The organism is Chryseobacterium sp. UYP7 (assembly GCF_056279225.1).
On sequence record NZ_JBWBQW010000001.1, the window covers coordinates 454,295 to 476,959 of the forward strand.

At 36.3% G+C, this 22,665-nt stretch carries 24 protein-coding genes; 5 read left to right on the forward strand and 19 right to left on the reverse strand.

The window, feature by feature from the left end:
* Positions 1 to 102: 102 nt before the first annotated feature.
* Together ACZ9HT_RS02155 and ACZ9HT_RS02160 are read right to left on the reverse strand one after the other, a co-directional pair.
* Entirely contained in the window at positions 103 to 609 is a 507-nt protein-coding gene (locus ACZ9HT_RS02155; protein WP_476038788.1) for a hypothetical protein, read from the reverse strand.
* 92 nt (positions 610 to 701) lie between these two features.
* Positions 702 to 1,814, reverse strand: coding sequence for a DUF3078 domain-containing protein (locus ACZ9HT_RS02160; RefSeq protein ID WP_476038789.1), 1,113 nt, complete (start codon positions 1,812 to 1,814; stop codon positions 702 to 704).
* 149 nt (positions 1,815 to 1,963) lie between these two features.
* Here ACZ9HT_RS02160 and ACZ9HT_RS02165 point away from each other — a divergent pair, with 149 nt between their 5' ends.
* From ACZ9HT_RS02165 to gdhA, 3 genes are all read left to right on the forward strand, one after another.
* Complete coding sequence (locus tag ACZ9HT_RS02165; protein WP_476038790.1) at positions 1,964 to 2,731, forward strand: rhomboid family intramembrane serine protease; 768 nt, start codon at positions 1,964 to 1,966, stop codon at positions 2,729 to 2,731.
* 32 nt (positions 2,732 to 2,763) lie between these two features.
* Complete coding sequence (gene dprA / locus ACZ9HT_RS02170; protein ID WP_476038791.1) at positions 2,764 to 3,873, forward strand: DNA-processing protein DprA; 1,110 nt, start codon at positions 2,764 to 2,766, stop codon at positions 3,871 to 3,873.
* Between the two features lie 186 nt (positions 3,874 to 4,059).
* Positions 4,060 to 5,418 (forward strand): NADP-specific glutamate dehydrogenase, encoded by a 1,359-nt coding sequence (gene gdhA / locus ACZ9HT_RS02175; protein ID WP_476038792.1) that lies wholly within the window; start codon positions 4,060 to 4,062, stop codon positions 5,416 to 5,418.
* A gap of 183 nt (positions 5,419 to 5,601) precedes the next feature.
* On the opposite strand, the gene ACZ9HT_RS02180 is transcribed toward gdhA, so the two are convergent.
* From ACZ9HT_RS02180 to ACZ9HT_RS02190, 3 genes are all read right to left on the reverse strand, one after another.
* On the reverse strand, positions 5,602 to 5,874 hold the full coding sequence (locus ACZ9HT_RS02180) for a hypothetical protein (protein ID WP_476038793.1): 273 nt from the start codon (positions 5,872 to 5,874) through the stop codon (positions 5,602 to 5,604).
* A gap of 109 nt (positions 5,875 to 5,983) precedes the next feature.
* On the reverse strand, positions 5,984 to 6,475 hold the full coding sequence (locus ACZ9HT_RS02185; RefSeq protein WP_476039197.1) for a YkgJ family cysteine cluster protein: 492 nt from the start codon (positions 6,473 to 6,475) through the stop codon (positions 5,984 to 5,986).
* A 6-nt stretch (positions 6,476 to 6,481) separates the two neighbouring features.
* Complete coding sequence (locus ACZ9HT_RS02190) at positions 6,482 to 7,441, reverse strand: ion channel (protein WP_476038794.1); 960 nt, start codon at positions 7,439 to 7,441, stop codon at positions 6,482 to 6,484.
* Positions 7,442 to 7,856: 415 nt separating this feature from the next.
* Here ACZ9HT_RS02190 and ACZ9HT_RS02195 point away from each other — a divergent pair, with 415 nt between their 5' ends.
* Positions 7,857 to 8,240, forward strand: coding sequence for a group III truncated hemoglobin (locus tag ACZ9HT_RS02195; RefSeq protein ID WP_476038795.1), 384 nt, complete (start codon positions 7,857 to 7,859; stop codon positions 8,238 to 8,240).
* 1 nt (position 8,241) lies between these two features.
* On the opposite strand, the gene ACZ9HT_RS02200 is transcribed toward ACZ9HT_RS02195, so the two are convergent.
* The 10 genes from ACZ9HT_RS02200 to ACZ9HT_RS02245 form a co-directional block, all read right to left on the reverse strand.
* Positions 8,242 to 9,318: a calcium:cation antiporter gene (locus tag ACZ9HT_RS02200; RefSeq protein WP_476038796.1), complete on the reverse strand. Its 1,077-nt coding sequence runs from the start codon at positions 9,316 to 9,318 to the stop codon at positions 8,242 to 8,244.
* Between the two features lie 98 nt (positions 9,319 to 9,416).
* On the reverse strand, positions 9,417 to 10,643 hold the full coding sequence (locus tag ACZ9HT_RS02205; RefSeq protein ID WP_476038797.1) for a hypothetical protein: 1,227 nt from the start codon (positions 10,641 to 10,643) through the stop codon (positions 9,417 to 9,419).
* Positions 10,644 to 12,692, reverse strand: a complete 2,049-nt coding sequence (locus ACZ9HT_RS02210) for a hypothetical protein (protein WP_476038798.1) — start codon at positions 12,690 to 12,692, stop codon at positions 10,644 to 10,646. It abuts the gene before it with no gap.
* Positions 12,693 to 12,699: 7 nt separating this feature from the next.
* Positions 12,700 to 13,380: a hypothetical protein gene (locus ACZ9HT_RS02215; RefSeq protein ID WP_476038799.1), complete on the reverse strand. Its 681-nt coding sequence runs from the start codon at positions 13,378 to 13,380 to the stop codon at positions 12,700 to 12,702.
* A 186-nt stretch (positions 13,381 to 13,566) separates the two neighbouring features.
* A complete protein-coding gene (locus tag ACZ9HT_RS02220) occupies positions 13,567 to 14,487 on the reverse strand; it encodes a glutaminase (RefSeq protein WP_476038800.1) in 921 nt (306 codons plus the stop codon).
* Between the two features lie 15 nt (positions 14,488 to 14,502).
* Complete coding sequence (locus ACZ9HT_RS02225; RefSeq protein ID WP_476038801.1) at positions 14,503 to 15,042, reverse strand: PDZ domain-containing protein; 540 nt, start codon at positions 15,040 to 15,042, stop codon at positions 14,503 to 14,505.
* Positions 15,002 to 15,700 (reverse strand): aspartyl protease family protein, encoded by a 699-nt coding sequence (locus ACZ9HT_RS02230; RefSeq protein WP_476038802.1) that lies wholly within the window; start codon positions 15,698 to 15,700, stop codon positions 15,002 to 15,004. Before ACZ9HT_RS02230 ends, ACZ9HT_RS02225 begins: the two co-directional genes overlap by 41 nt.
* A gap of 31 nt (positions 15,701 to 15,731) precedes the next feature.
* Positions 15,732 to 16,169 (reverse strand): hypothetical protein, encoded by a 438-nt coding sequence (locus ACZ9HT_RS02235; protein ID WP_476038804.1) that lies wholly within the window; start codon positions 16,167 to 16,169, stop codon positions 15,732 to 15,734.
* A 51-nt stretch (positions 16,170 to 16,220) separates the two neighbouring features.
* Positions 16,221 to 17,450, reverse strand: coding sequence for a GTPase HflX (gene hflX / locus ACZ9HT_RS02240; protein ID WP_476038805.1), 1,230 nt, complete (start codon positions 17,448 to 17,450; stop codon positions 16,221 to 16,223).
* Positions 17,451 to 17,551: 101 nt separating this feature from the next.
* On the reverse strand, positions 17,552 to 17,983 hold the full coding sequence (locus tag ACZ9HT_RS02245; RefSeq protein ID WP_476038806.1) for an META domain-containing protein: 432 nt from the start codon (positions 17,981 to 17,983) through the stop codon (positions 17,552 to 17,554).
* A gap of 102 nt (positions 17,984 to 18,085) precedes the next feature.
* Between ACZ9HT_RS02245 and ACZ9HT_RS02250 the strand changes: the two genes are divergently transcribed.
* Complete coding sequence (locus ACZ9HT_RS02250; protein ID WP_476038807.1) at positions 18,086 to 18,610, forward strand: GNAT family N-acetyltransferase; 525 nt, start codon at positions 18,086 to 18,088, stop codon at positions 18,608 to 18,610.
* A gap of 45 nt (positions 18,611 to 18,655) precedes the next feature.
* Here ACZ9HT_RS02250 and hemE read toward each other — a convergent pair whose 3' ends face one another.
* From hemE to hemA, 4 genes are read right to left on the reverse strand one after another with little or no spacing between them, the layout of a single operon-like run.
* The gene (gene hemE / locus ACZ9HT_RS02255) at positions 18,656 to 19,684 is read right to left on the reverse strand and encodes a uroporphyrinogen decarboxylase (protein ID WP_476038808.1); all 1,029 of its coding nucleotides are present in this window, start codon (positions 19,682 to 19,684) and stop codon (positions 18,656 to 18,658) included.
* 25 nt (positions 19,685 to 19,709) lie between these two features.
* Positions 19,710 to 20,384 carry a uroporphyrinogen-III synthase gene (locus ACZ9HT_RS02260; protein WP_476038809.1) on the reverse strand — a complete coding sequence of 225 codons (675 nt, stop codon included), beginning with the start codon at positions 20,382 to 20,384 and terminating at the stop codon, positions 19,710 to 19,712.
* A 34-nt stretch (positions 20,385 to 20,418) separates the two neighbouring features.
* The gene (gene hemC, locus ACZ9HT_RS02265) at positions 20,419 to 21,330 is read right to left on the reverse strand and encodes a hydroxymethylbilane synthase (protein WP_476038810.1); all 912 of its coding nucleotides are present in this window, start codon (positions 21,328 to 21,330) and stop codon (positions 20,419 to 20,421) included.
* Positions 21,317 to 22,591, reverse strand: coding sequence for a glutamyl-tRNA reductase (gene hemA / locus ACZ9HT_RS02270; RefSeq protein WP_476038811.1), 1,275 nt, complete (start codon positions 22,589 to 22,591; stop codon positions 21,317 to 21,319). Before hemA ends, hemC begins: the two co-directional genes overlap by 14 nt.
* Between the last annotated feature and the right edge of the window lie 74 nt (positions 22,592 to 22,665).

A 22,665-nucleotide genomic window follows, 5' to 3' on the forward strand; every position in this document is an offset into this window, starting at 1 on the left:
ACTCGTTCTGAAACCAGCGCTTTTGAGCCTTACTAAAAATAAAAAAACCGACTCAAGTTTTATCCTGAATCGGTTGTTAAATTATTATAGTAAAAAACTGTATTATTTTTTACCTTTACTATGGCCTTTTCCATTCGCGTTTCCTTTTACCCAAAGATGACTTCCGTCGCCACGTTTTTTACTTTTTTCGTAATCCATCGCTTTGTAAGAATTTTTTCTTTGTTTTGACTTGTGCGTTAAATGTTTCTTACGCGAATCGTGATGCTTGTTTTTATTATAAACTGCTACCGGATTTTGACCTTTGTAATATTTATTTTTGAATTTTGCGTATTTGTCATTACCCATAATTCTTTGCATAGAAATATACCGATCTGTGGACCATCTTTCAGGTTGATTTGCATATTTCTTATTCCATGAATCGTACGTTGGATATTGATTATTCAAATTCAACAGTTGCTGTTTTTGTGTAGAATTAAGGATCAAGCTCGATGCAACCGATTCCCAATTTAAAGTGTTTACACTGTTCGTATAATCATTGTAATAGGTTGATTGCGAGTATCCAAATGCGAAAGCACCTAAAAGAAGTGCTGATAAAAAAAACTTTTTCATAATGTGAATTTTAAGTTGTAAGGAACTACTTTTCAATTCGCGTGCCACTAATTTTCTCAAAACCGAAAAAAGCTTCTATGACTTTGATTACACTAATCCGCGATGAAAGGTTTAATTAATTTTTTATTCTTCTCCTTATTTTCGAAGCCTAAATTGTAAGAAAATCCAACTCCAAGCGTCTGCTTCATCTGGAGTTTCTGAATTTGGTCGTGATCGTAGAGCAGATCTAAACTCACCACAGTAGAGATAAATTTATTAAATCTAATATTTAAAGTCCCGTTGTAAGCAATATCTACTCTTTCCGGGTGGAAAATATAATTGCTAAAGAAATTGATTTGATTTACAAAATTAATGTCTTTGTAAATTTTAATGCGGTACAGAATATTGACTAAAGTTCCGATTTCCGAACGTACACTTTGTCCATCTTTGTCCAAACCATATTTACCGGCTACTTGTAAAGCCGGATCGGTAACAAAAGTAAACTTGCCATTTACCGGTCGGAAAATAATCTGGAAATTTTCATTCGGATTGTACGAGATCCCCAAACCGGCATTCAGATATCCCGGCGCCATAAATCTTGAAATACGGTCATCAAAATTTGGATCCGGAGTCAAGGAATAATTATATCCCGCAGAAAACTGTGATAAGAATTGAAAACCTGTGGAGAGATAAAAGTTCTTTCCAATATCATAACCGTAGTTCGTCATTAAATTAATATAATCATCTGTTTTTCTGGATGCCTCGCCTTGTGAAGCTACAAATCCATACCCTAATTGCAGGTTGTTATCTAAGAAATGTTTCCCTTTTTTGTAACTCAGGTTATATTTTATTTTACCGATAATTCCAATATTGTTATTTCCGCCGGAATTCCAGTTAGAAAACGAGGATTGATTGAACACCAAATTGTTTTGGCCGTAATAAAACCATCTGATAGGACCATTCATTTTCAGCAGGTTGTAGGGTGTAATTGGGATCTCATCGGTGATATTAGAAATCACTATTTTGTCCCGAATTACGATCGTATCCCGAAAATGACTGTCGAAATTAACCAGTTTCGGATCCGCGAGACTGTCTAGATCAAGTGCGACAGAATCCCATCTTTTCTGAGAAATAGAATCTATTTCTTTTAAAATATTTCGATCTTTTTGAGAGAAGAGCGACGACCAAATAAACAGCAAAGCAATAACAAGAAAAACCTTTTTCATAGTCCACAAATTTAAGGCAAACAATCAAAAGCATAAAACTTACAGGATAAAATTTGTCACTTTTTGTCTCAATTTCAATTAATTTCTTAAAAGTTATAGCCATATTTACTCAATAATTTTTTTGGCAATAGTTTTGACAAAATGTAATAATGTTTAAACAAACCCTAAATTTAAAAGCTGTTCTGTACGGAACCCTTATGGTTGCTGCAATGTGGCTGGGTTTTCTTTTTCAACATTTAGGATTATTTGATGGATGCAGTGGTGCAATAATTCCGTTAAATCCATCAGGATTAAAAGGTATCTTATTTTCTCCTTTTCTTCATGGGAGTCTGGAACATATCTTTGGAAACTCAGTTCCTATTTTCGTTTTGATGTTTCTGCTTTTTCAATTCTATTCTTTTATTGCGAAAAAAGTATTCTTTCTGGGTTGGTTGGTTACAGCCTTTTTAGTCTGGCTTCTTCCGCCAATAGATATTTTCACTGGAGAAATTGATCAGGTTTGCATTATTGGCGCGAGTGGTATTGTTTACACTTTAGCATTCTTTCTTTTTTTTAGCGGAATTTTTCGGTGGAATATGAAATTACTCACCGTTTCGCTGGTTGTAGCGCTTTATTACGGCAGTTTAATTTGGGGCGTAATGCCCGAAGAACTATTTTCTAATCTGGAAGTACCGAGCAGAATTTCCTGGCAATCACATCTTTCCGGAGCAATTGTAGGAATAATTATGGCCTTTATTTTTCGTAAAAGTGGCGAGAAAAACATCCGCTTCATTTGGGAATTTCCGAATTATTATAGTGAAAAGGATGATAAACTGTGGCAGGACTACAAAGAAAACCATCCTGATGATTTTCTGGATCTGCCTTACAAAAAGAAAGATGACATCTGGGATCATTTAGATGAAATCCGCAAACAATAGATATTTTTTGATAAATTTGATAAAAATTCTGCATGTTTTCGGAAGAAACACTTTATTCTGTTGCCCTTCGACATTGCCCTTTAATTGGCGATATTATTTTCCGTAAACTAATTGGTGAAGTTGGTTCCGCAAAAGAAGTGTGGGATCTTTCGAAATCCGGTCTGAAGAACATTTTCGGAATCGGCAAAAGAATTTCTTTGGAGATAGGAAATCCGGAGCATTTAAAATTCGCGGAATTAGAACTAAAATTTTGCGAGAAAGAAAACATAAGGATCAATCTTCGTCATCAAAATCATTTGCCTTCATTACTTAATGAATGCGAAGATGCGCCCGCAATTTTATACCAGAAAGGAATTTACAACGCTGCTTTGAAACCTTTAAGTTTAGTTGGAACCAGAAATATTACTTCCTACGGAAAACATTTTATCCACGATTTTTTTGAGGAGATAAAAACGAAGAACATTATCACCGTAAGCGGATTAGCTTTGGGAGTTGATACTGAAGTTCATCTGGTTTCTATCGAAAATAAAATACCAACAGTTGCGGTTTTGGCGCATGGCTTTCATACCCTTTATCCCTCGAAAAACCGAAAATTAGCAGAAAAAATCCTGGAGGAAGACGGTGTTTTATTTTCCGAATTTAACTCTTCGCAGAAACCAGATCGGGAAAACTTCATCCAGAGAAACCGCGTTATTGCAGGTTTATCTCCGGCTACGATTGTGGTAGAAACGGCTTTTGGTGGCGGTTCTGTAAGCACTGCAACTTTTGCACTCAATTATAACAGAGAAGTTTACGCACTGCCCGGAAAAATTTCCGACAAATTCAGCCAGGGTTGTAATCAACTGATCTTTCAAAATAAAGCCGGCGTCATTTCTACCGTTTCTGGTTTAGCAGAACAGCTTGGTTTTATGAAAGACACCGAAAAAACCGGAGACCTTTTTCCGAGTTCCGAAATTAGGATCCAACTTTCAGACAGTCAACAAAATATCTTAAACGCAATCAATAAAACAAGTCCAATTTCTTTGGATGAACTTTCGGAAAAAATTGATATTGCAGCCTATAAAATATTACCTGATTTGCTTCAACTTGAGATTTCGGGATTTATTAAAGCACTTTCGGGAAGACAATATCTTACGCTTTAGCGTTGAAGCATTTTTAAAAATTTATTGATATTGGCTTAACATTCAATTATTGTTATTATAAGTCTCTAAATTATCAATTTAATAAAAATAAAACGGATTTTTATTAATATTTTGTCAATTTGGAAATTTTATCTTGCAAGTTTTGAAAAAAAAATTAAATTTGTTAACAATAATAATCACCCATTTATGGAACACTATAACGTAGAGCAAAAGATTCAGGAGTTTATTGCCAAAATTGAAGCTAAAAATCCCAACGAACCGGAATTTTTGCAGGCCGTAAAAGAAGTTGCAGTAACTGTAATTCCTTTTATTGCGACCAGGCCAGAATATAACGGTATGAAACTGTTGGAAAGAATGGCGGAACCGGAAAGAACCATCATCTTCCGTATTCCATGGGTTGATGATTCAGGCGAAATTCAGGTAAACAGAGGCTTTAGAATTCAAATGAACTCTGCGATTGGACCTTACAAAGGTGGAATCCGCTTTCATCCAACCGTTAATTTATCTGTTCTAAAATTTTTAGCTTTCGAACAAACGTTCAAAAACTCCTTAACAACATTGCCAATGGGTGGTGGAAAAGGAGGCGCTGATTTTGATCCACAAGGAAAATCAGACATGGAAGTGATGCGTTTTTGCCAGGCTTTCATGACGGAATTATGCAAATATATAGGACCTGAAACCGATGTTCCTGCTGGAGACATTGGTGTTGGAGCGAAAGAAATTGGATATTTATTCGGACAGTATAAAAAAATCAAGAACGAATTTACAGGAGTGCTTACCGGAAAAGGTTTAGCATACGGTGGTTCCCTTATTCGTCCGGAAGCAACCGGTTATGGTGTTGTTTATTTTGCAGAGCAAATGTTAAGAACAATTGGCGAAGACTTTAAAGGAAAGATCGTTACCGTTTCTGGATTTGGAAATGTTGCCTGGGGCGTTGTAAAAAAAGTAGAAGAATTAGGTGGAAAAGTTGTTACGATCTCTGGTCCAGACGGATATATTTATGATAAAGACGGCATTAGCGGTGATAAGATTCACACCTTGTTAGAACTTCGTTCTTCTGGGAACAACAGAGCCGAAGATTATATTAAAAAACATCCGGAAGCAGAATTCCATGCAGGAAAAAGACCTTGGGATGTAAAATGTGACGTCGCGATTCCAGCTGCAACGCAAAATGAATTATTCTTAGAGGACGCTCAGAAATTAGTTGAAAACGGAGTAGTTTGTGTGACTGAAGCGGCAAATATGCCATCGACTTTAGAAGCTATTAATTATTTCTTAGACAGCAAAGTCCTGTTCTCTCCGGGTAAAGCTTCCAACGCGGGTGGTGTTGCAACCTCCGGATTAGAAATGACGCAAAACTCTATTCGTTTAAACTGGTCATCTGAAGAGGTTGATGCGCGATTAAAAGAAATTATGATCGGAATTCATAAAGCCTGCAGAGATTACGGTAAAGAGGACGATGGCTATGTAAATTACGTGAAAGGTGCAAATATCGCCGGCTTCGTAAAAGTAGCAGAAGCTATGTTAGCTCAAGGAGTAGTATAAATAAAAAGTCCGGGAAATTTCCCGGACATTTTTATGATAAAACCTGTCCCGGGTTAAGGGGAACAAAGTAAAGTGAAAGGATAAAAAGCATTGTTGATCAATGCTTTTTATTTTTGCGCTAAATCCAAAAAAATTCCTGCAAAACTGCAGGAATTCTTCTTTCTTTTTACTTCTCTGATTTTTTTACTCTACTAATTTCTTAGCTTCTCTTTTTTCTTTTCTTGCTTTTTGTTTGTCCGCGGTAACGTCTGCTTTAACTTCCATTTGGTCTTCCTTCATCGCCTCCATTTTAACATCATCTGTGGCTGGAGCCATTACAGTTGTGTCTGCTTCCATCTCTGCTGGAGCTACTACTGCCGTTTCTACTTTTACTTTGCTTGTTGAGTCTGTTACTTGTGCCTTCGCGAATGTAAAACTTGCAGCAAATAAAACTACTGCGATTGATAACTTTTTCATAATCCTATTTTTTTAATTTTAATACACCAATAACGCTGAGAAATTAAGGCAAGTATTTCAAAAAGCTAACTTTAACTTTAATTATAAGACTTTAAGAGGTTTTTTTAATCTATTTCTTCTCTATATTTTTTTGAATTCTTTCTACAAACTCAAATGCAGCCGGACAAATCAAAGTATTTTTGATGGTTAAATGATTGATCTGGTAAATCTTCTTTCGATCGGTGTGCGGGAATTCGCGACAGGCTTTCGGGCGAACCTCATAAATTGAACAGGTGTTATCTGTATTCAGAAACCAACAAGGCAGATTTTGCAAGACCTTATCCTGATCTTCATCGGTCTGTAAATATTTCTTTTCAAAATCCGCAGGTTTCATGCGCAGATGTTTTGAGATGCGCTCTATATCTTTTTGTGTAAAAAGTGGACCGGTTGTTTTGCAGCAGTTCGCACACTGCAGACAATCTATTTTTTCGAAAACTTCGTCGTGCGTTTCCTGCACAATGTAATCCAGATTTTTCGGCGGTTTCCGCTTAATATTCTCCAGAACTTTCTTGTGTTCTTTCTGTTTTAAAGCGGCCTGTGATTTATAAAATTCGAGATCCATCATCTTCTAAATTTTTGCAGGAGTGTAAGAATCAATCAAATCTAGATACAGCACAGTTGTTTTTTGATCTTTTGATGGCGCATACATCTTATTGAATTTCTCGCCGAAAATAATTTCGTTGTCGGGTGAAGAATAAGAAGTCCGCTGCACCACAGTATTCGCAAAAACCTCATCAAAAGCCCGAACATGTGCAAAGATTTCAATATTCATTTTGGTAAAATCATCTTTCGTTAATTCAAAGAAAGGCGAATTTTCATCGATCTTATGAACAACGGTCCAGTTAAGAGCGAGTGTATTAATTTTGCTGAGCTGCGTTTCTAAGACAAAGAATTTACTTTCTGCTTTACCGTCCTCGTCGATAACTTCGATGGCGCAATTGAGAATAATTTGAGCATCTGTTAACAGATTGTTTTTATAAGGCGCCATTCTCAGCATCAACGCTGTTGTTTCTTCAAAAGGGACGATTAACGCTATTGTACTAAATTTTAAAAAAGCTCTTGGTCGGGAGAATCTTCCGTAAAATAAACCAGTGGCAATTGCGAAACCTAATAATCCCAGGAAGGCTTCGAATGTCGCAACTAAACTCGCTAAAAATCCAACAGGTGCAATTCGACCATAACCTACCGTCGTAAAAGTTTGGGAACTGAAAAAGAAAACATCGGTAAACTCATTGACGGTTGTACTTTTATCGATTCCAGTAAGATGTTCGATGCCGATCATATAGTAAACAAGTGCAAAAAATATATTCGCTAAAATATATCCCAGAACAAGAAACAACAGAAATTTCCAGGAAGGTAAATCGAGCAAAGTGTGATACCAACTGTATTTTTCGAGTGGATTTGATAAACCGGCGCGCTTGATATTTGGGACTCCGTTTTTGTTTATAAATCTTCCCGTGGCATTCGAACTGAAGCCACTATCGTCGCGGGATTTTAAACGGGAAAATCTGCCTTTGGTTTTTGCCATTGTGCAAAATTAGTCGAAAAATTAATAAAATACTTTTATTTCTTTTGGTCGAAAGATGTGACGCAGGATTTGAATTTATTTTCACGCGAGGAACGCAAAGTTATTTTTTCGAGGCTGAGCATTATTACATTCGCAAAGGCGTTTACTCAACGAAGGGTTAAAGTATGGTTCATTTTTATATAATCTCTGTGAAAATCTGTGCTATCTGTGAGAAAAGATCATCAAAATGCAGATGAAATTTATCTTAACAGCGGGATCTGCGGCCGCGATAGCAACGGTTACCCCCGAAAGAGTTGGCGGAACAAAGTGGAGCCGACGATTGAGGTGTAGGAGTGAATAGCGCGAATTGTCCGCCCCAATAATTATCATGCTTCAGATCATAAACGAATGCTTATAAATTCCTTAATTTTGACCTATGAAAAAATTGGAAACGAGAGAAGATATTGAGTTTTTAGTGAATAAATTTTACGATAAAGTAGGAAGTGACGAAACGATTGGATTCTTCTTCAATGACGTGGCAAAGGTCGATTGGAGTCATCATTTACCGAAAATGTATTCGTTCTGGGAAACGCTATTGTTAGGAAACGTTTCTTACAAAGGAAATCCGATGGCCGTTCATTTCCCGATTAATTCTAAAGTTGCGATGGAAAAATTCCACTTTGAACACTGGATAAAATTATGGACGCAAACGATTGAGGAAAACTTCACGGGCGAAATGGCTGAAACTGCGATCTACAAAGCGACTAACATTGCAAATCTGATGGGTTATAAAATGGAAATGGCCAGAAAACTCAATTAATTTAAGGCACAATTACGGTAAAAATATAAGCTGCTAAATTGACCAAAAGCACGGTTCCGTACAAATGATTTGTTTTGCCACGACTCAAAGAAAGCATAACGATGAAGACGGAAAGCGCCAGTAAAATGATCGATTTCATGTCGAGTCCCAGAACAAAAGGAATATCGTAAAAAATACAAACCGCCGAAACTGCGGGAATGGTAAGTCCGACACTTGCCAGGGCAGAACCTAAACCGAGATTAATTGAAGATTGAATTTGATTATTTCGTGCAGCGCGAATCGCAGCTAAACCTTCCGGTAAAAGCACAACCGCGGCAATAATTACTCCGACCAAAGCTCTGGGAGCTCCAACATTTTCGACAAAATCTTCAATCACTGGTGAAAGGCCTTTTGCCATAAAAATCACGATCGCAAGACAGACGATAAGCATTCCTAAACTCAGTAATGTATTCTGCAAGGAAGGTGGATCGGCTTCATGTAAAGCCTCGCCGGGCGTTTCGATCACGAAATAGTTGCGGTGACGAACGGTTTGAAACATCAAAAAACTGCCGTAAATTGTAAGACAGGCTAATGATATAAAAATGAGCTGCGCTTCGGAATAATAAGGTCCACGCGCGCTTGAAGTATAATTAGGTAAGATCAAAGTTAAAACCAAGATCGCCACCAAACTTACCAGATAAGAGGTTGCTGAATTGGTGATGAAAAACTGTTCTTTGTATTTTCGGCTTCCAACCCAGATACAGATCCCAAGAATTCCGTTGAGGATGATCATCACGGCTGCAAAAACAGTATCTCTGGCGTACGTTTGTGCGCCTTCGCTGCCGGAAAGCATGAAAGAAATGATTAAGCCCACTTCTAAAATAGTAATGCAGATCGCAAGAATGATGGTTCCGTACGGTTCGCCAACTTTATGGGCGATAACTTCGGCGTGATGAACTGCGGCTAAAACGCTGGAAAACAAAAGAATAGCACCTAAAATATTACTGATAATGGAATCGTTCAAGAATCCAAGTAAATAAAAAGCGGCGGACAAAACTGGGAAAATGATGGTCCAGTGCAGTAACTTCTTTAATTTCATATTCGATTTTTGAAAATATAGAAATTTTCGAATTAGAAAGCAAGAGAAAATTTGTTCAGGTTTTAAGAGAAATGATCGCTCATTGTCTATCCGATCTTTTATAGTTTGAACATTGATTTTAATTTCCCTTTCTTAAATTTCATTTTCAAATAATAATCTTCATCTTTATTCCCGTAAAAAATATAATTAAGACTCGAAATAAGTTTATTTTCAAAGGAGTTTTTATTACTTCCGTTTGGATGGAACTTTACATTGTTGTTGAGGAAAATATAATTTTGATTTTGCCACTTACCCGACGGTAAAGGTTTTCGAAGCGATCGTGTGATTATTCCGTTTTGATTCTTCGATATTTCATTCGGTCCCAAAGGCAAGGCTGTAAATTGAAAATCATCATTGATCCATTTTTTATGTCTGAAATAATCCCAGGCATTTTCGGTGTTCCTACTTTTTAAAATGGCCGTAAAATTCGGTTGTAAAATCTTTTGTACGGTTTTTATTTCGGTCTCATCAAAATTATCATCATATCCGTAAGTGATGATTGTATCATTCACCAATTCAAATTCTGCTGCTATTTTCACACCCGAAATCTGAGCCGAATCAATTTGGTTTTTACTAGAAATACGGCTAAAAAGTTGAATATTCTTTTTGTCCAGTTCGAGATCTAAGGAATGGTTTTGCGCGCTTAGATTTTTTATAAGTTTTGTAAACCTGGAGATATTTGAAGTATTTCTGATTTCAATTTCATCTTCGGATACATCAATTCCAAAGTTTTGAATCTTCTGCCCAGAAATATAAGAAACGCTTGCAACCGAATTACCGATGAACTGATCGGCTTGAAAAACTTTTGTTTGATGAATAGAATTTTCAATGTTAGCTGAAGAAAAAACCGAGTTTGTAATAATGCATTGATCTTCAACAATGATGAAGTTTAAGTTCTCTTTCTGAAAGCGATTGGATTCTGGATTTTTAAAGCGATTTTCCTTTAAAAATGCGACTAATTTTTGATGGTCTTTAATTTCGACAACCGTATAAAAATTTAAAAGCTGGTTATTTTTCACATTGAAGATCTGCAGATAATCCGGAATTTTCAGTCCGGACTTTCGGATAGAAGTTAAAACCTTTTTATTTTCTGAACCTGTAAACCACTCCGAAGGATTTGTGACAAAATGAAAAATCGACTGTCGCGCTAATTTTTTAACATCGATCAAAATCACAACATTAGCATCTTTTGGGACAAATTTCAAAGTTTTATCGGTCTTATAAAAGACCAGATATATTCCGATTGCAATTAATACAAAAAGAATAACTGCTATTTTCTTCTTCATTTACAACTTTTTAGGTTGCTTGTCTGGGGAAGTAATTTTGTATATCTCATCAAAAAGATCAAAGAAATACATCAAACTATTTTCCGACGAATTATCGATATTGTAGTTCATTTCGGTTTGAATACTTTCCGATTTAACGTCGGTTTTGTATGTGATCTCTCCTAAATTTTTGCGCAGTAAACGATAAATCGCCGTGTCTTTCTTATCGGTAAATTCTTTTTCTAAACCTTCAACTAATTTTGGAGTGTTCAACCAGCCAGAAATTGAATGTTTACCCACTTCTTTGGACCATTTTCTCGTAGTACCGGATTGTGTTTTCGCTCCAACGTTGGCTGCAGAAGTCGTGATATAAACGATCCCTTCTTTTACGGTAAAGACAAGTTGATCAAACTGCGTGTTTTCTTTTTCTTTGAACGCGTAGGAATCTCCGTTCTTCACAAAATTTTCGGCCGTATTTTTATTGGTTGCCAACATATCGAAGAAGCGGTTCCAGTATCCTTCATTTTCCGTTTCAAAGGCAAAGGTGAAATTGGGGATCGCAACGTCTTTGGTTTTTGTTACTTCAACCTCGTTGTAATCGTCGTCATAGTCATAATCGGTATAATCAACTTTTTTATAAGCCAGATCATTAAGAATAAAAATCATGTTACCGGGTACAATTTTAGAAAGGGCTTTTTCGTCTAATGCAATCTTCATGGTTTCAACCATTAACGAGATCTCTTTCTGGTACTCTTGATTTTCGGTAACATTCTCTATTAGATCATACATCGCATCGAAACTTTTATAGCTATTAAAATTCATAGAAAAATAGCCGACCGTTTGATCTGAAAGTAATTTCGCAAGTTTCCTGCTGGTTTTGCCATCATACATTTCTGCAAAGCTTTTCTGCATCTTCGGATCCTGATGTTGATAATTGGTAACCAATTTTACTTGATCCTCCTCAAAATAGAGATTATAAGAGGAATCTGCATCATACATTTTCTGCATGTAATTTTGTACACCGCCAACATTTGGCATCCCGTATAAGTTCATGCTGTTTTTAAAAATATTCCCCAGATTCGTAAAAGCAAAAAGATCTGCCTTTGAATCTTTAAATTTGGTCGTATTCTGAGGCACTTCAATCATAAAGTTCGAATTAAAAAAGTCTTCAAATGAGCTTTCTGCCAGATTGCTTACGATCTTAAACTCATCGATCTTAATGGAATCCATTCTCTTTTCATAAGCTTCATCTGATTCTTCATCTGCAGAATCCATTTCATCGGGCGCCATCGTACTGTCTTCATTTTCTACAGCATCTGCTTCCACTTTTTCCTTCGGATATTTGTGATATTTTTTTAGATACTTGATGTCTTTTTGTATGCTTTCGATTTCGGACTGGGAACTTTTGACCGATTCTCTGTAGTAGGCCAGATCTTCTTCTAAATACTGAATTTCTTCTTTATCGTCGAATGCTTTCTCTTCCGCATCAGCCATATTTTCCTCCGAATTATTTTCAATATGTGGCATCGCCGGAACCGCAGCCACACTGTCTACGACGACGGTACTGTCTGCTTCGTCCTCTAAATCATCATACTCAAAAGGCTTTGTATAATTAATGATTTTCAAGAATGCATGATTTTGATTCCAGGCAATAAAGGTTTTCTCATCTAAACTTACATAGGAATATTTAGCTTTCTTCGTAATTTCTAATCCTTCTTTTGTCGCAGAATTAACAAAATTCTGGAAACGCTTTTCGTCCTCTAAAATGAAATGAGCATTATACGCTTTTACGGAATCATTGAAGATGAAATAATGAATTTGCTTATCGTCGTATTTGAGCCCGGTTTTGGAATAATCATTCCAGATATTCGTTTTATTTTCATTCTTTAAAACCTCCTGAAAAACGGGATTCAGTTTTGCCCAATTCACTTTTTTATTAAGTTGTTGCCCATTCATTTCCATGTAGAAAACGGCATTTTCAGGGAGCTTAAATGTGTTTTGTCCGTAAATTGCCAGAAAGCAGAAGAGACTTAGGAACGAGAAAGATTTTTGGAGTAAAGAATATTGCATATCGATTTTAATTAAAGAGAATGGTATTGTATAATTGCTTTTTTTGAAGAATGAAATCTAAAATATTTCCTTCTAATTTCAGAGCTTTTTTGTTTGGTGACATCGTAAAAGCTGAATTTGTCTGTGATTTTATGGTGTTTTCAAACTGTAAAATCGTGGTGTATTTAGCTGTACTAAAGATTTCTTTATCTGCTTTGCTCAACTCTTCATAATTACTTTTGTACGAATTGATCTTGTTTTTCGTGAAAGCTTTTGCCGCGAGATTATTCGTGTACAGTTGAGAAGGAAATAATTTACCGATGATCTTTTTCGCTTTCAGACGCTCAATTCCTTCGTTGATATTTTCGATCTTTTGAAAATTACAACTGAGTTTGATAATGTAATTTTCGAAGTCCGTACTTGTTTTTACGTTGGTAATTCCGGGAGTTGTTTTGAAAACAGCCGCAGCTTGACTGACTTTGCTTTGAATTTCTGATTTTTTCGGCACCGCTTTCCCGTTGATGGTCTCCATTTTAGAAATGGAGGCGATGCGCGTTTTGCTTTTACTGGCGTTGAGAATAATGGAATATTCTCCACTTCCGTCGGCCTTGATATTTACTTTATCAAGAATTTCAAAACAACTCGTTAAAGTAAGAAAGGCGAATAAAAATAAGAAAGATTTAAGATAATTTTTCACAGAATTTGTCATTGTATTTCCACAAAGATAAATTTTTCACAGGAAATTAAAGCACTTACCAATTTATTGACATTGATTAAATTTAATCATTGCCTTCCTCGCAAAAAACATGAACAGTAATTACTGAATTTTTGTTGAAAGGATAAGAGATAATTTCAGAAAATTGAAATTTGATCAGCAACTTATAACCCACTTCTTTTAAAAGATGCTTTCTCCGGTTTGGGTCGTAAACTCTTCTAAAAATTTCATACCACGATAGGAATTACCTTTCTGATTGAGTTTCGGACTCCACACGGCAATGCAGTAATGTTTAGGATAAATGGCGACGATTCCGCCTCCAACTCCACTTTTTCCAGGTAAACCTACGAGAAAAGAAAACTCGCCGGATTCGTCGTAAAATCCGCATGTTAGTAAGATCGCATTAATTCTTTTTGCCTTGCTGGATGATAAAATAGGTTCGTTGTCGAAAGGTTTTCTACCTTTATTTGCTAAGTATAAAAAGCTTTTGCTCAGTTGTTTGCAGGTCATTTCGATGGAACAAAGATGACAGTAAAGTTCAATAACATCTTCAGGTTTGCTGTTGATGTTGCCAAACGATTTCATATAATTACACATGGCAGAATTTCGGTAGCTGTTTTGCATTTCGCTGGAAGCTACCTTTTCATTGAAGAAAATTTGAGCATCATCAGCCAGATCGCGAATAAATTTGATTAATTCCACTTTCGGATTTTTACAAATTTCCAGTAATAAATCACAGATCACCAAAGCGCCGGCGTTGATGAAAGGATTTCGTGGAATTCCGTTATCGGCTTCTAACTGCAAAAGAGAATTAAATGCATTCCCCGAAGGTTCTACATCAACACGACTCCACACTTTTTCTCCTAATTTTTCATAGACAAAAGAGAGCGCAAAAACTTTCGAAATACTCTGGATGGAAAATTTCTCTTCGAAATCGCCCTCGCCACAATTAAATCCTTCTAAATCTGTAATAGAAACGCCAAATTTATTTTCATCGATACATGCGATTTCCGGGATATAATCCGGCACTTTTCCAAGATTTTCCCTTGAAAGAATTTTCTTAAAAGTGGTTGAGATGATGTGTTCGTAATTTTTTTTCACAAAACCGGGATTAAATTAATTGGTGAAGAAGCCATGTTTTCTTACTTCAAAATTAAATATAGAATTTTCCCTTCTAATTTTTAGAGCAATTTTTTGTTTGCCAGACTCCAGCCTGTTTGTGTAATAATTGCAAGCTTCTTCTGCAGTGAGATTTTCCAGACTCACTCCATCGATACTTAAAATTTCGTCACCTGTTTTTAATCCGGCTGCAGCGTTTTTTTCAACTTGTACAATAATCGCTTTTTTATCAATAAATCTATAACCAAAACCGAATGTAGATTCATCGTCTGCACCATTTTTTAATTTTTTTAAATAAATTAGTTTCGCCTTCCAGTTCAATATAACAGAATAATTTTCGAAAAATCTGTTACCAATTAGATTTGAATTTCCGGACAAGATAAGGGTTTTACCAAAATCATTCTGATCTATTAGGAGTGATGATATTTTTGCGATGAATATTTTATTATTTTTACCGGCTCCAAAAATGCCTACAGCATTTATACCCTCACTTTCGTTATAATTGGGAGGCAGAAACTTTCTTTTCCAGAAAACCATCAGAATTACTTACTTTTACGATTCCGGTAAATCCTGTGTCAAAAGTTAAACTTAAGGCCTTACCAAAGATTTCAGCCTTAACTTTGGGAGTTTGCTGTTCTTCTGTTTTAAACAGAATTTTGGTATATCCATCAAGATTAAAATCCGCAAGATTTTTAGAGGCTTCAATTACCTGCTCGTTATAATTTATTCTCCAGTAAAGTTTTTCCATTTGATTTGCCCCAAAAATCCCCTCGATCTGATTACAGGTAAATTCATGATCAGAGAAATCGATAACAATACTCCCTATATTTTCATATTCCATTGTTTCTATCTGCATTTTTGGCAAAACGGTAATGATCTGCTTACTTTCTGCTTTTTGCGAATCGACTACATTTTTTGTTTTACCTGGAGTCAGACCCAATAAGTTGTAAATCTTTTTAGAAATTACTGTTGGTGCTCCGGAGTCGAAAATAAAATTATAGAATTGGTCGCCAATTTTCACTTTTACGATCGGGAGATGATTAATATACTGGAGCGGAATTTTTATAATGTTGCTATCGATTTGTACTTTCCCCTGTTTAAAGAATTGTGCAGATTGTGCACAAAAAACCATTGGGAAAAGAAAAATGCAGAGAAGAAATACTCGAAACGGAAGCGCAATGCGGGAGATTTTCATAGCAATCTTTTACGGTTTTAAAATACAATCCTTATAATTTAATTAAGTAAAAATAATTGTCCATTGTAAAAGCGGCGTCAATGATTTCTACTTTTTCAACTCCGTAACCTCCACAATTTCCAGTCAGTTTTCTGGATACGACTTTAAACTTAAAGGTTTTGGAGTTTCCTAGATCGAAGGTGTAATTTTTTGTTCCCTCTGTCCAACCGATATTTACTAAAACCGCGTTTAAATTATTTTCCGTTATTACCCGAAAACTTTCAGTATTATTATTTTCATCTTTTAGTTTGAAGTCCGCGGAAGACAGCATTCCGTTAGTGATCAAATTTTCACCCGTTACGGCGTCTACAAATTTAAAATAAGCTGGTTGTGGCGGAGTAAAACAATCTTCCCGGTCTTTATCGCAGCTGATATTTAGCATTAAAAGAAAGAAAAATAAAAACAAGAAAATTGTTTTCTTTATGGTCATTGTTTTAAAATTTTTACGAATTAAACTGAAATCTTTTGAGACTAAAATATCCTAAATCTCAGTTTCCTGGCTTTCCTCCTCATCATCATGATATTCAAAGAGGAAATCGTTGTACGGAAATCTGGCGATATGGATCTTTAAAACCTCATCGTAGATCATTTTTTTCATTTCCGGGAAGTTCTCTTTTGTTAGGGCCGAGATAAAAACCGTTGGATATTGTGACTTCGACATCCATGTTTTTTTCCAGTCCTCCAGAGAAATGTTTTTCCGTGTTTCGGGCGTAAGATCGTCCTCTTCTTTTTTCTCGTAAGCGAAGGCATCAATTTTATTGAAAACCATGATCATGGGTTTTTGATGGGCATTAATTTCCATTAAAGTTTGATTAACAGAATTAATGTGATCTTCAAAACTTTCGTGGGAAATATCTACAACATGAATCAAGAGATCAGCTTCCCTAACCTCATCTAAAGTTGATTTAAAACTTTCTACCAGTTGCGTGGGTAACTTCCGTATAAACCCAACCGTGTCGGTTAATAAGAAAGGTAAATTTCCTATAACGACTTTTCGAACGGTGGTATCTAAAGTGGCAAATAATTTATTTTCCGCAAAAACTTCAGATTTTGAAATGGCATTCATCAACGTTGATTTTCCAACATTGGTATAGCCAACAAGCGCAACACGAACCATTTTCCCACGGTTATTCCGCTGGGTAGCCATTTGCTTATCGATCGTTTTTAATTTCTCTTTCAATAAAGTGATTCGGTCCCGGATGATCCTTCTGTCTGTTTCGATCTCCGTTTCCCCCGGACCACGCATTCCAATTCCCCCTTTCTGTCTTTCGAGGTGAGTCCACATTCTGGTCAATCGCGGCAGAAGATATTGGTACTGCGCTAATTCTACCTGCGTTCTTGCGTAGGAAGTTTGAGCTCTCTGCGCAAAAATATCCAGAATTAAATTCGTTCTGTCGAGAATTTTAACTTCCATCTCTTTTTCGAGATTCTTCAATTGTGATGGCGAAAGTTCATCATCGAAAATTACAGTTCCGATCTCATGTTCCTTTATATAAACTCTAATTTCCTGGGCTTTTCCGCTTCCGATAAAAGTTTTAGAATCTGGTTGTGTAAGCCTTTGCGTGAATCTTTTCTGTACGGTCGCTCCTGCTGTTAAAGCCAGAAACTCCAGTTCGTCAAAATATTCGTTGAGCTTATCTTCACTTTGATTTTGGGTAATTAAGCCGACTAAAACGGCTTTTTCGTATAAATGTTCTTTTTTTTCTAACATAAATTTCCTTTCGGCATTTGTACAAAGATAATAATTTGATTTTCACTAATAAAAAATCTCAGATAAAATTATCTGAGATCACTTTTTCCTTCATAGTATTTTTAGTCCCAGTCTGCAGCAACAAACTTCATCATCTGACCTTTGCCATCGGAAAGCGTAAGATAATGTCCCTCAATTTTATAGGTCGTCATCATCGGTAAGGCTTTACCAAAGGCAGATTCTAAATTCATCGCCTTATCGCAAAATATCATCGTGCTCCCGATCTGCGAAAATTTCACGGTACCGTTTGCATTAAAAGTCGCTGATCCAAACATGTTGTTACAACCCATATTTGCAGAAAATTTTCCTGCGTCTTTTATGTTTGTCAAGTTCATGTTAGCCTTATTAATTATCATCAAATCTTTGCTAAAGTTCTGAAATTCGACTAACATCCATTCTCTTTTTACATGATCAGAATTCGTCATTTGCGAGGTACAGTTTGCTAAAAAAAGCAATGTGAATACGGCTAAGAAGCTCCTTACAATATTTTTCATTTTCTAAATTTCTCACTAGTCTTCCATTTCTGTGCCACCTTTTTTCTATATTTGAGGTGCTGCTTTTATGAAATTGAGCTTTGTGGATTACAAGAAAAAATAATGGAGAAAATTAGAAATTTGGAAACTGAAAGATTGCTGCTGAAGGCAATGTCAAAGTCTGACGCGCCATTCATCCTGGAGTTGTATAATTCCCCAAAGTTCATCCAATTTATTGGGGATCGAAATATCAGGACGGTTGAAGATGCCGAAAATTATATTACCGAAAAATTTTTACCTCAACTGGAAAGATTGGGATACGGAAATTACCTGATCGTTCGGAAATCCGACAATTTGAAAGTTGGTGCTGTAGGAATTTTTCAAAGAGAAGGTTTAGACGTAAATGATATTGGATTTTCTTTTCTGGAAGAATTTCAGGGGAAAGGTTATGGATTTGAATCCGCTTCTAAACTTTTAGAAGTTGCTTTTACGGAATTTGGTTTAGACAAGATCTCCGCAATTACATCCAAAGAAAATGTGGCGTCCCAAAACTTAATTCAGAAACTGGGCTTGAACTATTTGAAAACTGTTCGTCTGCCAGATGACGAGGAAGAATTGCTGTATTATGAAATTGAAAAACTTCAATAAAAAAACGCACCCGAAGATGCGTTCTAAAATATATTTAAAATTTTTCTAGTTCGGCTTCCAGTCAACTACCGCGCGAATAAAAGCTTCAGCGTTTTCTAAAGGAATATTAGGCAAAATTCCGTGTCCTAAGTTAACGATGTACCGGTCTTTTCCGAATCGGTCTATCATTTCCTTTACCATTTTCTTAATGGTTTCCGGAGAAGAATATAATCGGGAAGGATCAAAATTCCCCTGCAAAGTCATGGTGTTATTCGTTAAAGTTCGTGCAACTTCCGGATGAATGGTCCAGTCAACGCCCAAAGCAGAAACTTTCGAAAGCATCATTTCTTCCAGCGCAAACCAACAGCCTTTTCCGAAAACAACTACGTGCGTTAATGGACTTAAAGCCGCAACGATCTGATTGATATATTGATAAGAAAAAACCTGATAATCTTCCGGCGATAACATTCCGCCCCAGGAATCAAAAACCTGAACTGCAGAAACCCCTTTCTCTACTTTTCTTTTCAGATAAGCGATCGTGGTATCTGTAATTTTCTGTAATAATAAATGAGCAGCTTCCGGATTCTGGAAACAGAATTTCTTCGCGATATCAAACGTTTTGGAACCTTTACCTTCTACACAATAACACAAGATCGTCCAGGGCGAACCGGCAAAACCGATCAAAGGAATATCGTTATCTAACTTATGTAAAGTCAGCTCGATAGCATCAAAAACATAACCTAAAGTATCATCAACATTAGGTACGTAAACATTTTCAACATCTTCTAAACTTCGGATGGGTTTTTCTAACCAGGGTCCAACTCCTTCCCGCATTTCGAAATCCATTCCCATCGCCTGCGGAATAACCAAAATATCCGAAAATAAAATCGCAGCATCTAACGGATAACGGCGAATCGGCATCATTGTGATCTCCGATGCTAATTCCGGCGTTTGGCATCTTGTAAAAAAATCGTATTTATCGCGCAACTCCCGAAACTCCGGTAAAAATCTGCCGGCTTGCCGCATCATCCAGACAGGTGGTCTTTCAACGGTTTCTCCTCTTAAAGCTTTTAAATACAGGTCGTTTTTAATCATAATTTTAAATTTTCCCTCCTCAGTTTTATTTTTCCTGAGCAGAAATTAATTTCAGCAAATCATCAAGATTGCTTTCTTTACTTGTTATAATCGAATTTTTTGTGAATTTTTTCAGTTCGCTTTCAGTCGTTTCACCAATGGAAAAAAGCTGGTGGTGATCCAAAGAATTAAACTTTGCAAAACTACGAACTCCACTCGGACTAAAAAAACAGACCGCATCGTATTCGCCGGAAGCTTTCGGATAGATCAGTTTTGTTTCATACATCACAAATTTCTTGTAGGAAATGTTTTGCAGCGGTAAAGTTTTATCTAAAACATCTAAAGCAAGATCTCCACAAAAATGAATAAACTTCTCTTTCGTGCTGTTATCGATAATAAATTCTGAAAGCTCTTTTGCATGTTTCGCCACCTTGAAAGTTCCAAAACCACGTTTTCGCAGAGCCGCTTTTGTTTTTAAACCTACTGCATAAATTTTGTTAAAATTCTTGTCAACAAAACTCTCATTTGGTTTGAAATTACTCGCGAAAAAAGAATCTACTGCATTAACGCTCGTAAAAATTAAGGATCTGTTTTTCAGGTCGAAAGGTTCAACCTGCACCGGATTTATTTTGATGACTTCCAAAAAATCATAAGAAAAATGACTCCCTAATTTCTTGGAAATCACTAATTTATTTAGTTTTTTTGTGAAAAGAATTTTCATATTTATCTGTATTGCAAAGTCCTTGAAGAAAACTTTAGAATGAATTTTTTATTTCCTGCATCAATGCTTTTCCGCCATTATCCAGGATTTTCTGAGCGAGTTTTTGACCGAAGTTTTCAGTTTCGTTCCACGCAAAGATCTCGTCGGTTTCGATGCAGTTTTTTCCGTCCAGGGAACATAATCTTCCAACAAAACGAATTTCATCACTATCATTAATTTCGGCGAAAGCACCAATTGGGGCGGTACAGCCACCTTCCAAAGCATTTAAAAAATTTCTTTCAATGTCGATACAGATCTGTGTTCTTTTATGATTGATGTCGGCAAAAATTTCCTGAATCTCGCCATCATCGCTCCTTCCACAAACAGCGACAACTCCTTGCGCAGGCGCCGAAATCATCATTGGAAGTTGCTCATAATCAACATTTAAACCCATTCTTGCAATTGCCGCTAGAGAAAATAATGTGGCATCAAAATCATTTTCTTCTAATTTTTTTAATCTGGTTTGAACATTACCGCGAATATCTGAAAAGTGCGTTTCTGGAAATTCGCGCAACCAAAAGGCACGACGGCGTAAACTGCTTGTCGCGATCTTCAGCTCTTTCATTTCCAAAGTAGCAGAATCCTTTTTTCTAACCAAAACATCTTCCGGGTAATCGCGTTCTAAAACGGCAATAATGGTAAGCTTTTCTGGTAATTCTGTGGGAATATCTTTCAGGGAATGAACAGCAATATCAACTTCGTTATTCAGCAAAGCAACATCTAGATCTTTTGTAAAAATTCCGGTAATTCCCAAGGAATAAAGCGGTTGAGTAAGATTTTTGTCTCCTGAAGAAAGGATCGGGACAATCTCTGTTGTATAATTTTTATTTTGAAGATTTCGGGCAACTTCTCTTGCCTGCCAAAGAGCAAGCGGAGAATTTCGGGTGCCTATTTTAATGCTTCTCATTGAATTCGTTATTTGGCTGTTCAACTAAAATCTCGTGCATCAATTTGCTAATTTCCTCGGCTTTCCAGGGATTATCGATGATGTATTTTGCGAAACGATTGGTAATTTTCTGGATCATTTTATCTGAAAGTGCCATATCATCAACCCCCACATATTGGTGTTTTTTATGAATATTGTGCATCTCATTACGCTCCATGTTTTTTAAAGCAGCTTTAAAATGATGAATATTCGGCGCCAGTTTTCGTTTCTTTTCCCACTCCATAAAGTCTTTTGTCATCTCTTTAATGATCTCTTCGGCTTTAGGAATTTCTTTTTGACGCTGCAACATGGTTTCGCTGATGTGAAGCGAAAGCTGATCTACATCAACTAAACTTACATTCGTATTTTCCGTAATATTTTTTTCCACATTATTCGGAATAGAAAGATCGATGACCAACGTTTCCTTTCCGTTCGGGAAATGACTTTTATTGATAATTGGATGTTGCGCTCCTGTTGCGACAATTAAAATATCGGTTTTACTCAATTCCTCCTGGAACTGATCAAATTCGATGTGCGGAATCTGATATTTCTCAGCAATTTTTTCTGCCTTGTCTAAACTTCTGTTCGCAATTTTTACTTTCGGTTTGTAAACGTGTTTTACCAGGTTCTCCACGGTGTTCTGCCCGATCTCTCCGACTCCCAGAAGTAATATATTTTTCTCGGAAATTTGAGGTTGGTTTTTCAAGATATAATGAACCGCAGCATAAGAAACGGAAGCTGCTCCGTTTGAGATCCCGGTTTCGTTCTTTATTCTTTTTGAAATTTGAATAGCAGAATTAATCGACCTTTCCAGAAAAGGATTAGAATTTTTCTTTTCTTTTTTGAAGCGGTAATAAGCGTTTTTGATCTGACCGATAATTTCGAAATCACCGATGATCTGACTTTCTAAACCTGCCGCCACACGAAAAAGATGATTCAAGGCTTCTTCCCGTTTCAGAACATTCACATATTTCATGAATTCGGTGAGACTTACGCCGATGATCCTGCAGTAAAGTTCAGCGATCAGAAGGTAATTTTGAGTGGTCGTATAAATTTCGGTGCGGTTGCAGGTAGAAACTACAAAAGCGTCGCCTAAATTTTGCTCATGGATTTCGTTGACGAAATTTTTAATATTCTCATCAAAAAATGAAAATTTACCCCGTGTTTCTGCATCAGCTTTCTCGAAACTGATACTGAGAACGGCAAAATTCGCGGTTTTGTGAATATTGTGATCTTGATTCATAGACAATCGCAAATTTAAGATTTTTAAATGAAAGAAAGCAAGTATTGCCTTATGAAGATTATCAGCAAAATCTA

Coding starts and splice junctions, on each gene's coding strand:
- ACZ9HT_RS02155 (WP_476038788.1), bottom strand. CDS start 609: ATGAAAAAGTTTTTTTTATCAGCACTTCTTTTAGGTGCTTTCGCATTT.
- ACZ9HT_RS02160 (WP_476038789.1), bottom strand. CDS start 1,814: ATGAAAAAGGTTTTTCTTGTTATTGCTTTGCTGTTTATTTGGTCGTCG.
- ACZ9HT_RS02165 (WP_476038790.1), top strand. CDS start 1,964: ATGTTTAAACAAACCCTAAATTTAAAAGCTGTTCTGTACGGAACCCTT.
- dprA (WP_476038791.1), top strand. CDS start 2,764: ATGTTTTCGGAAGAAACACTTTATTCTGTTGCCCTTCGACATTGCCCT.
- gdhA (WP_476038792.1), top strand. CDS start 4,060: ATGGAACACTATAACGTAGAGCAAAAGATTCAGGAGTTTATTGCCAAA.
- ACZ9HT_RS02180 (WP_476038793.1), bottom strand. CDS start 5,874: ATGAAAAAGTTATCAATCGCAGTAGTTTTATTTGCTGCAAGTTTTACA.
- ACZ9HT_RS02185 (WP_476039197.1), bottom strand. CDS start 6,475: ATGGATCTCGAATTTTATAAATCACAGGCCGCTTTAAAACAGAAAGAA.
- ACZ9HT_RS02190 (WP_476038794.1), bottom strand. CDS start 7,441: ATGGCAAAAACCAAAGGCAGATTTTCCCGTTTAAAATCCCGCGACGAT.
- ACZ9HT_RS02195 (WP_476038795.1), top strand. CDS start 7,857: ATGAAAAAATTGGAAACGAGAGAAGATATTGAGTTTTTAGTGAATAAA.
- ACZ9HT_RS02200 (WP_476038796.1), bottom strand. CDS start 9,318: ATGAAATTAAAGAAGTTACTGCACTGGACCATCATTTTCCCAGTTTTG.
- ACZ9HT_RS02205 (WP_476038797.1), bottom strand. CDS start 10,643: ATGAAGAAGAAAATAGCAGTTATTCTTTTTGTATTAATTGCAATCGGA.
- ACZ9HT_RS02210 (WP_476038798.1), bottom strand. CDS start 12,692: ATGCAATATTCTTTACTCCAAAAATCTTTCTCGTTCCTAAGTCTCTTC.
- ACZ9HT_RS02215 (WP_476038799.1), bottom strand. CDS start 13,380: ATGACAAATTCTGTGAAAAATTATCTTAAATCTTTCTTATTTTTATTC.
- ACZ9HT_RS02225 (WP_476038801.1), bottom strand. CDS start 15,042: ATGGTTTTCTGGAAAAGAAAGTTTCTGCCTCCCAATTATAACGAAAGT.
- ACZ9HT_RS02230 (WP_476038802.1), bottom strand. CDS start 15,700: ATGAAAATCTCCCGCATTGCGCTTCCGTTTCGAGTATTTCTTCTCTGC.
- ACZ9HT_RS02235 (WP_476038804.1), bottom strand. CDS start 16,169: ATGACCATAAAGAAAACAATTTTCTTGTTTTTATTTTTCTTTCTTTTA.
- hflX (WP_476038805.1), bottom strand. CDS start 17,450: ATGTTAGAAAAAAAAGAACATTTATACGAAAAAGCCGTTTTAGTCGGC.
- ACZ9HT_RS02245 (WP_476038806.1), bottom strand. CDS start 17,983: ATGAAAAATATTGTAAGGAGCTTCTTAGCCGTATTCACATTGCTTTTT.
- ACZ9HT_RS02250 (WP_476038807.1), top strand. CDS start 18,086: ATGGAGAAAATTAGAAATTTGGAAACTGAAAGATTGCTGCTGAAGGCA.
- hemE (WP_476038808.1), bottom strand. CDS start 19,684: ATGATTAAAAACGACCTGTATTTAAAAGCTTTAAGAGGAGAAACCGTT.
- ACZ9HT_RS02260 (WP_476038809.1), bottom strand. CDS start 20,384: ATGAAAATTCTTTTCACAAAAAAACTAAATAAATTAGTGATTTCCAAG.
- hemC (WP_476038810.1), bottom strand. CDS start 21,330: ATGAGAAGCATTAAAATAGGCACCCGAAATTCTCCGCTTGCTCTTTGG.
- hemA (WP_476038811.1), bottom strand. CDS start 22,591: ATGAATCAAGATCACAATATTCACAAAACCGCGAATTTTGCCGTTCTC.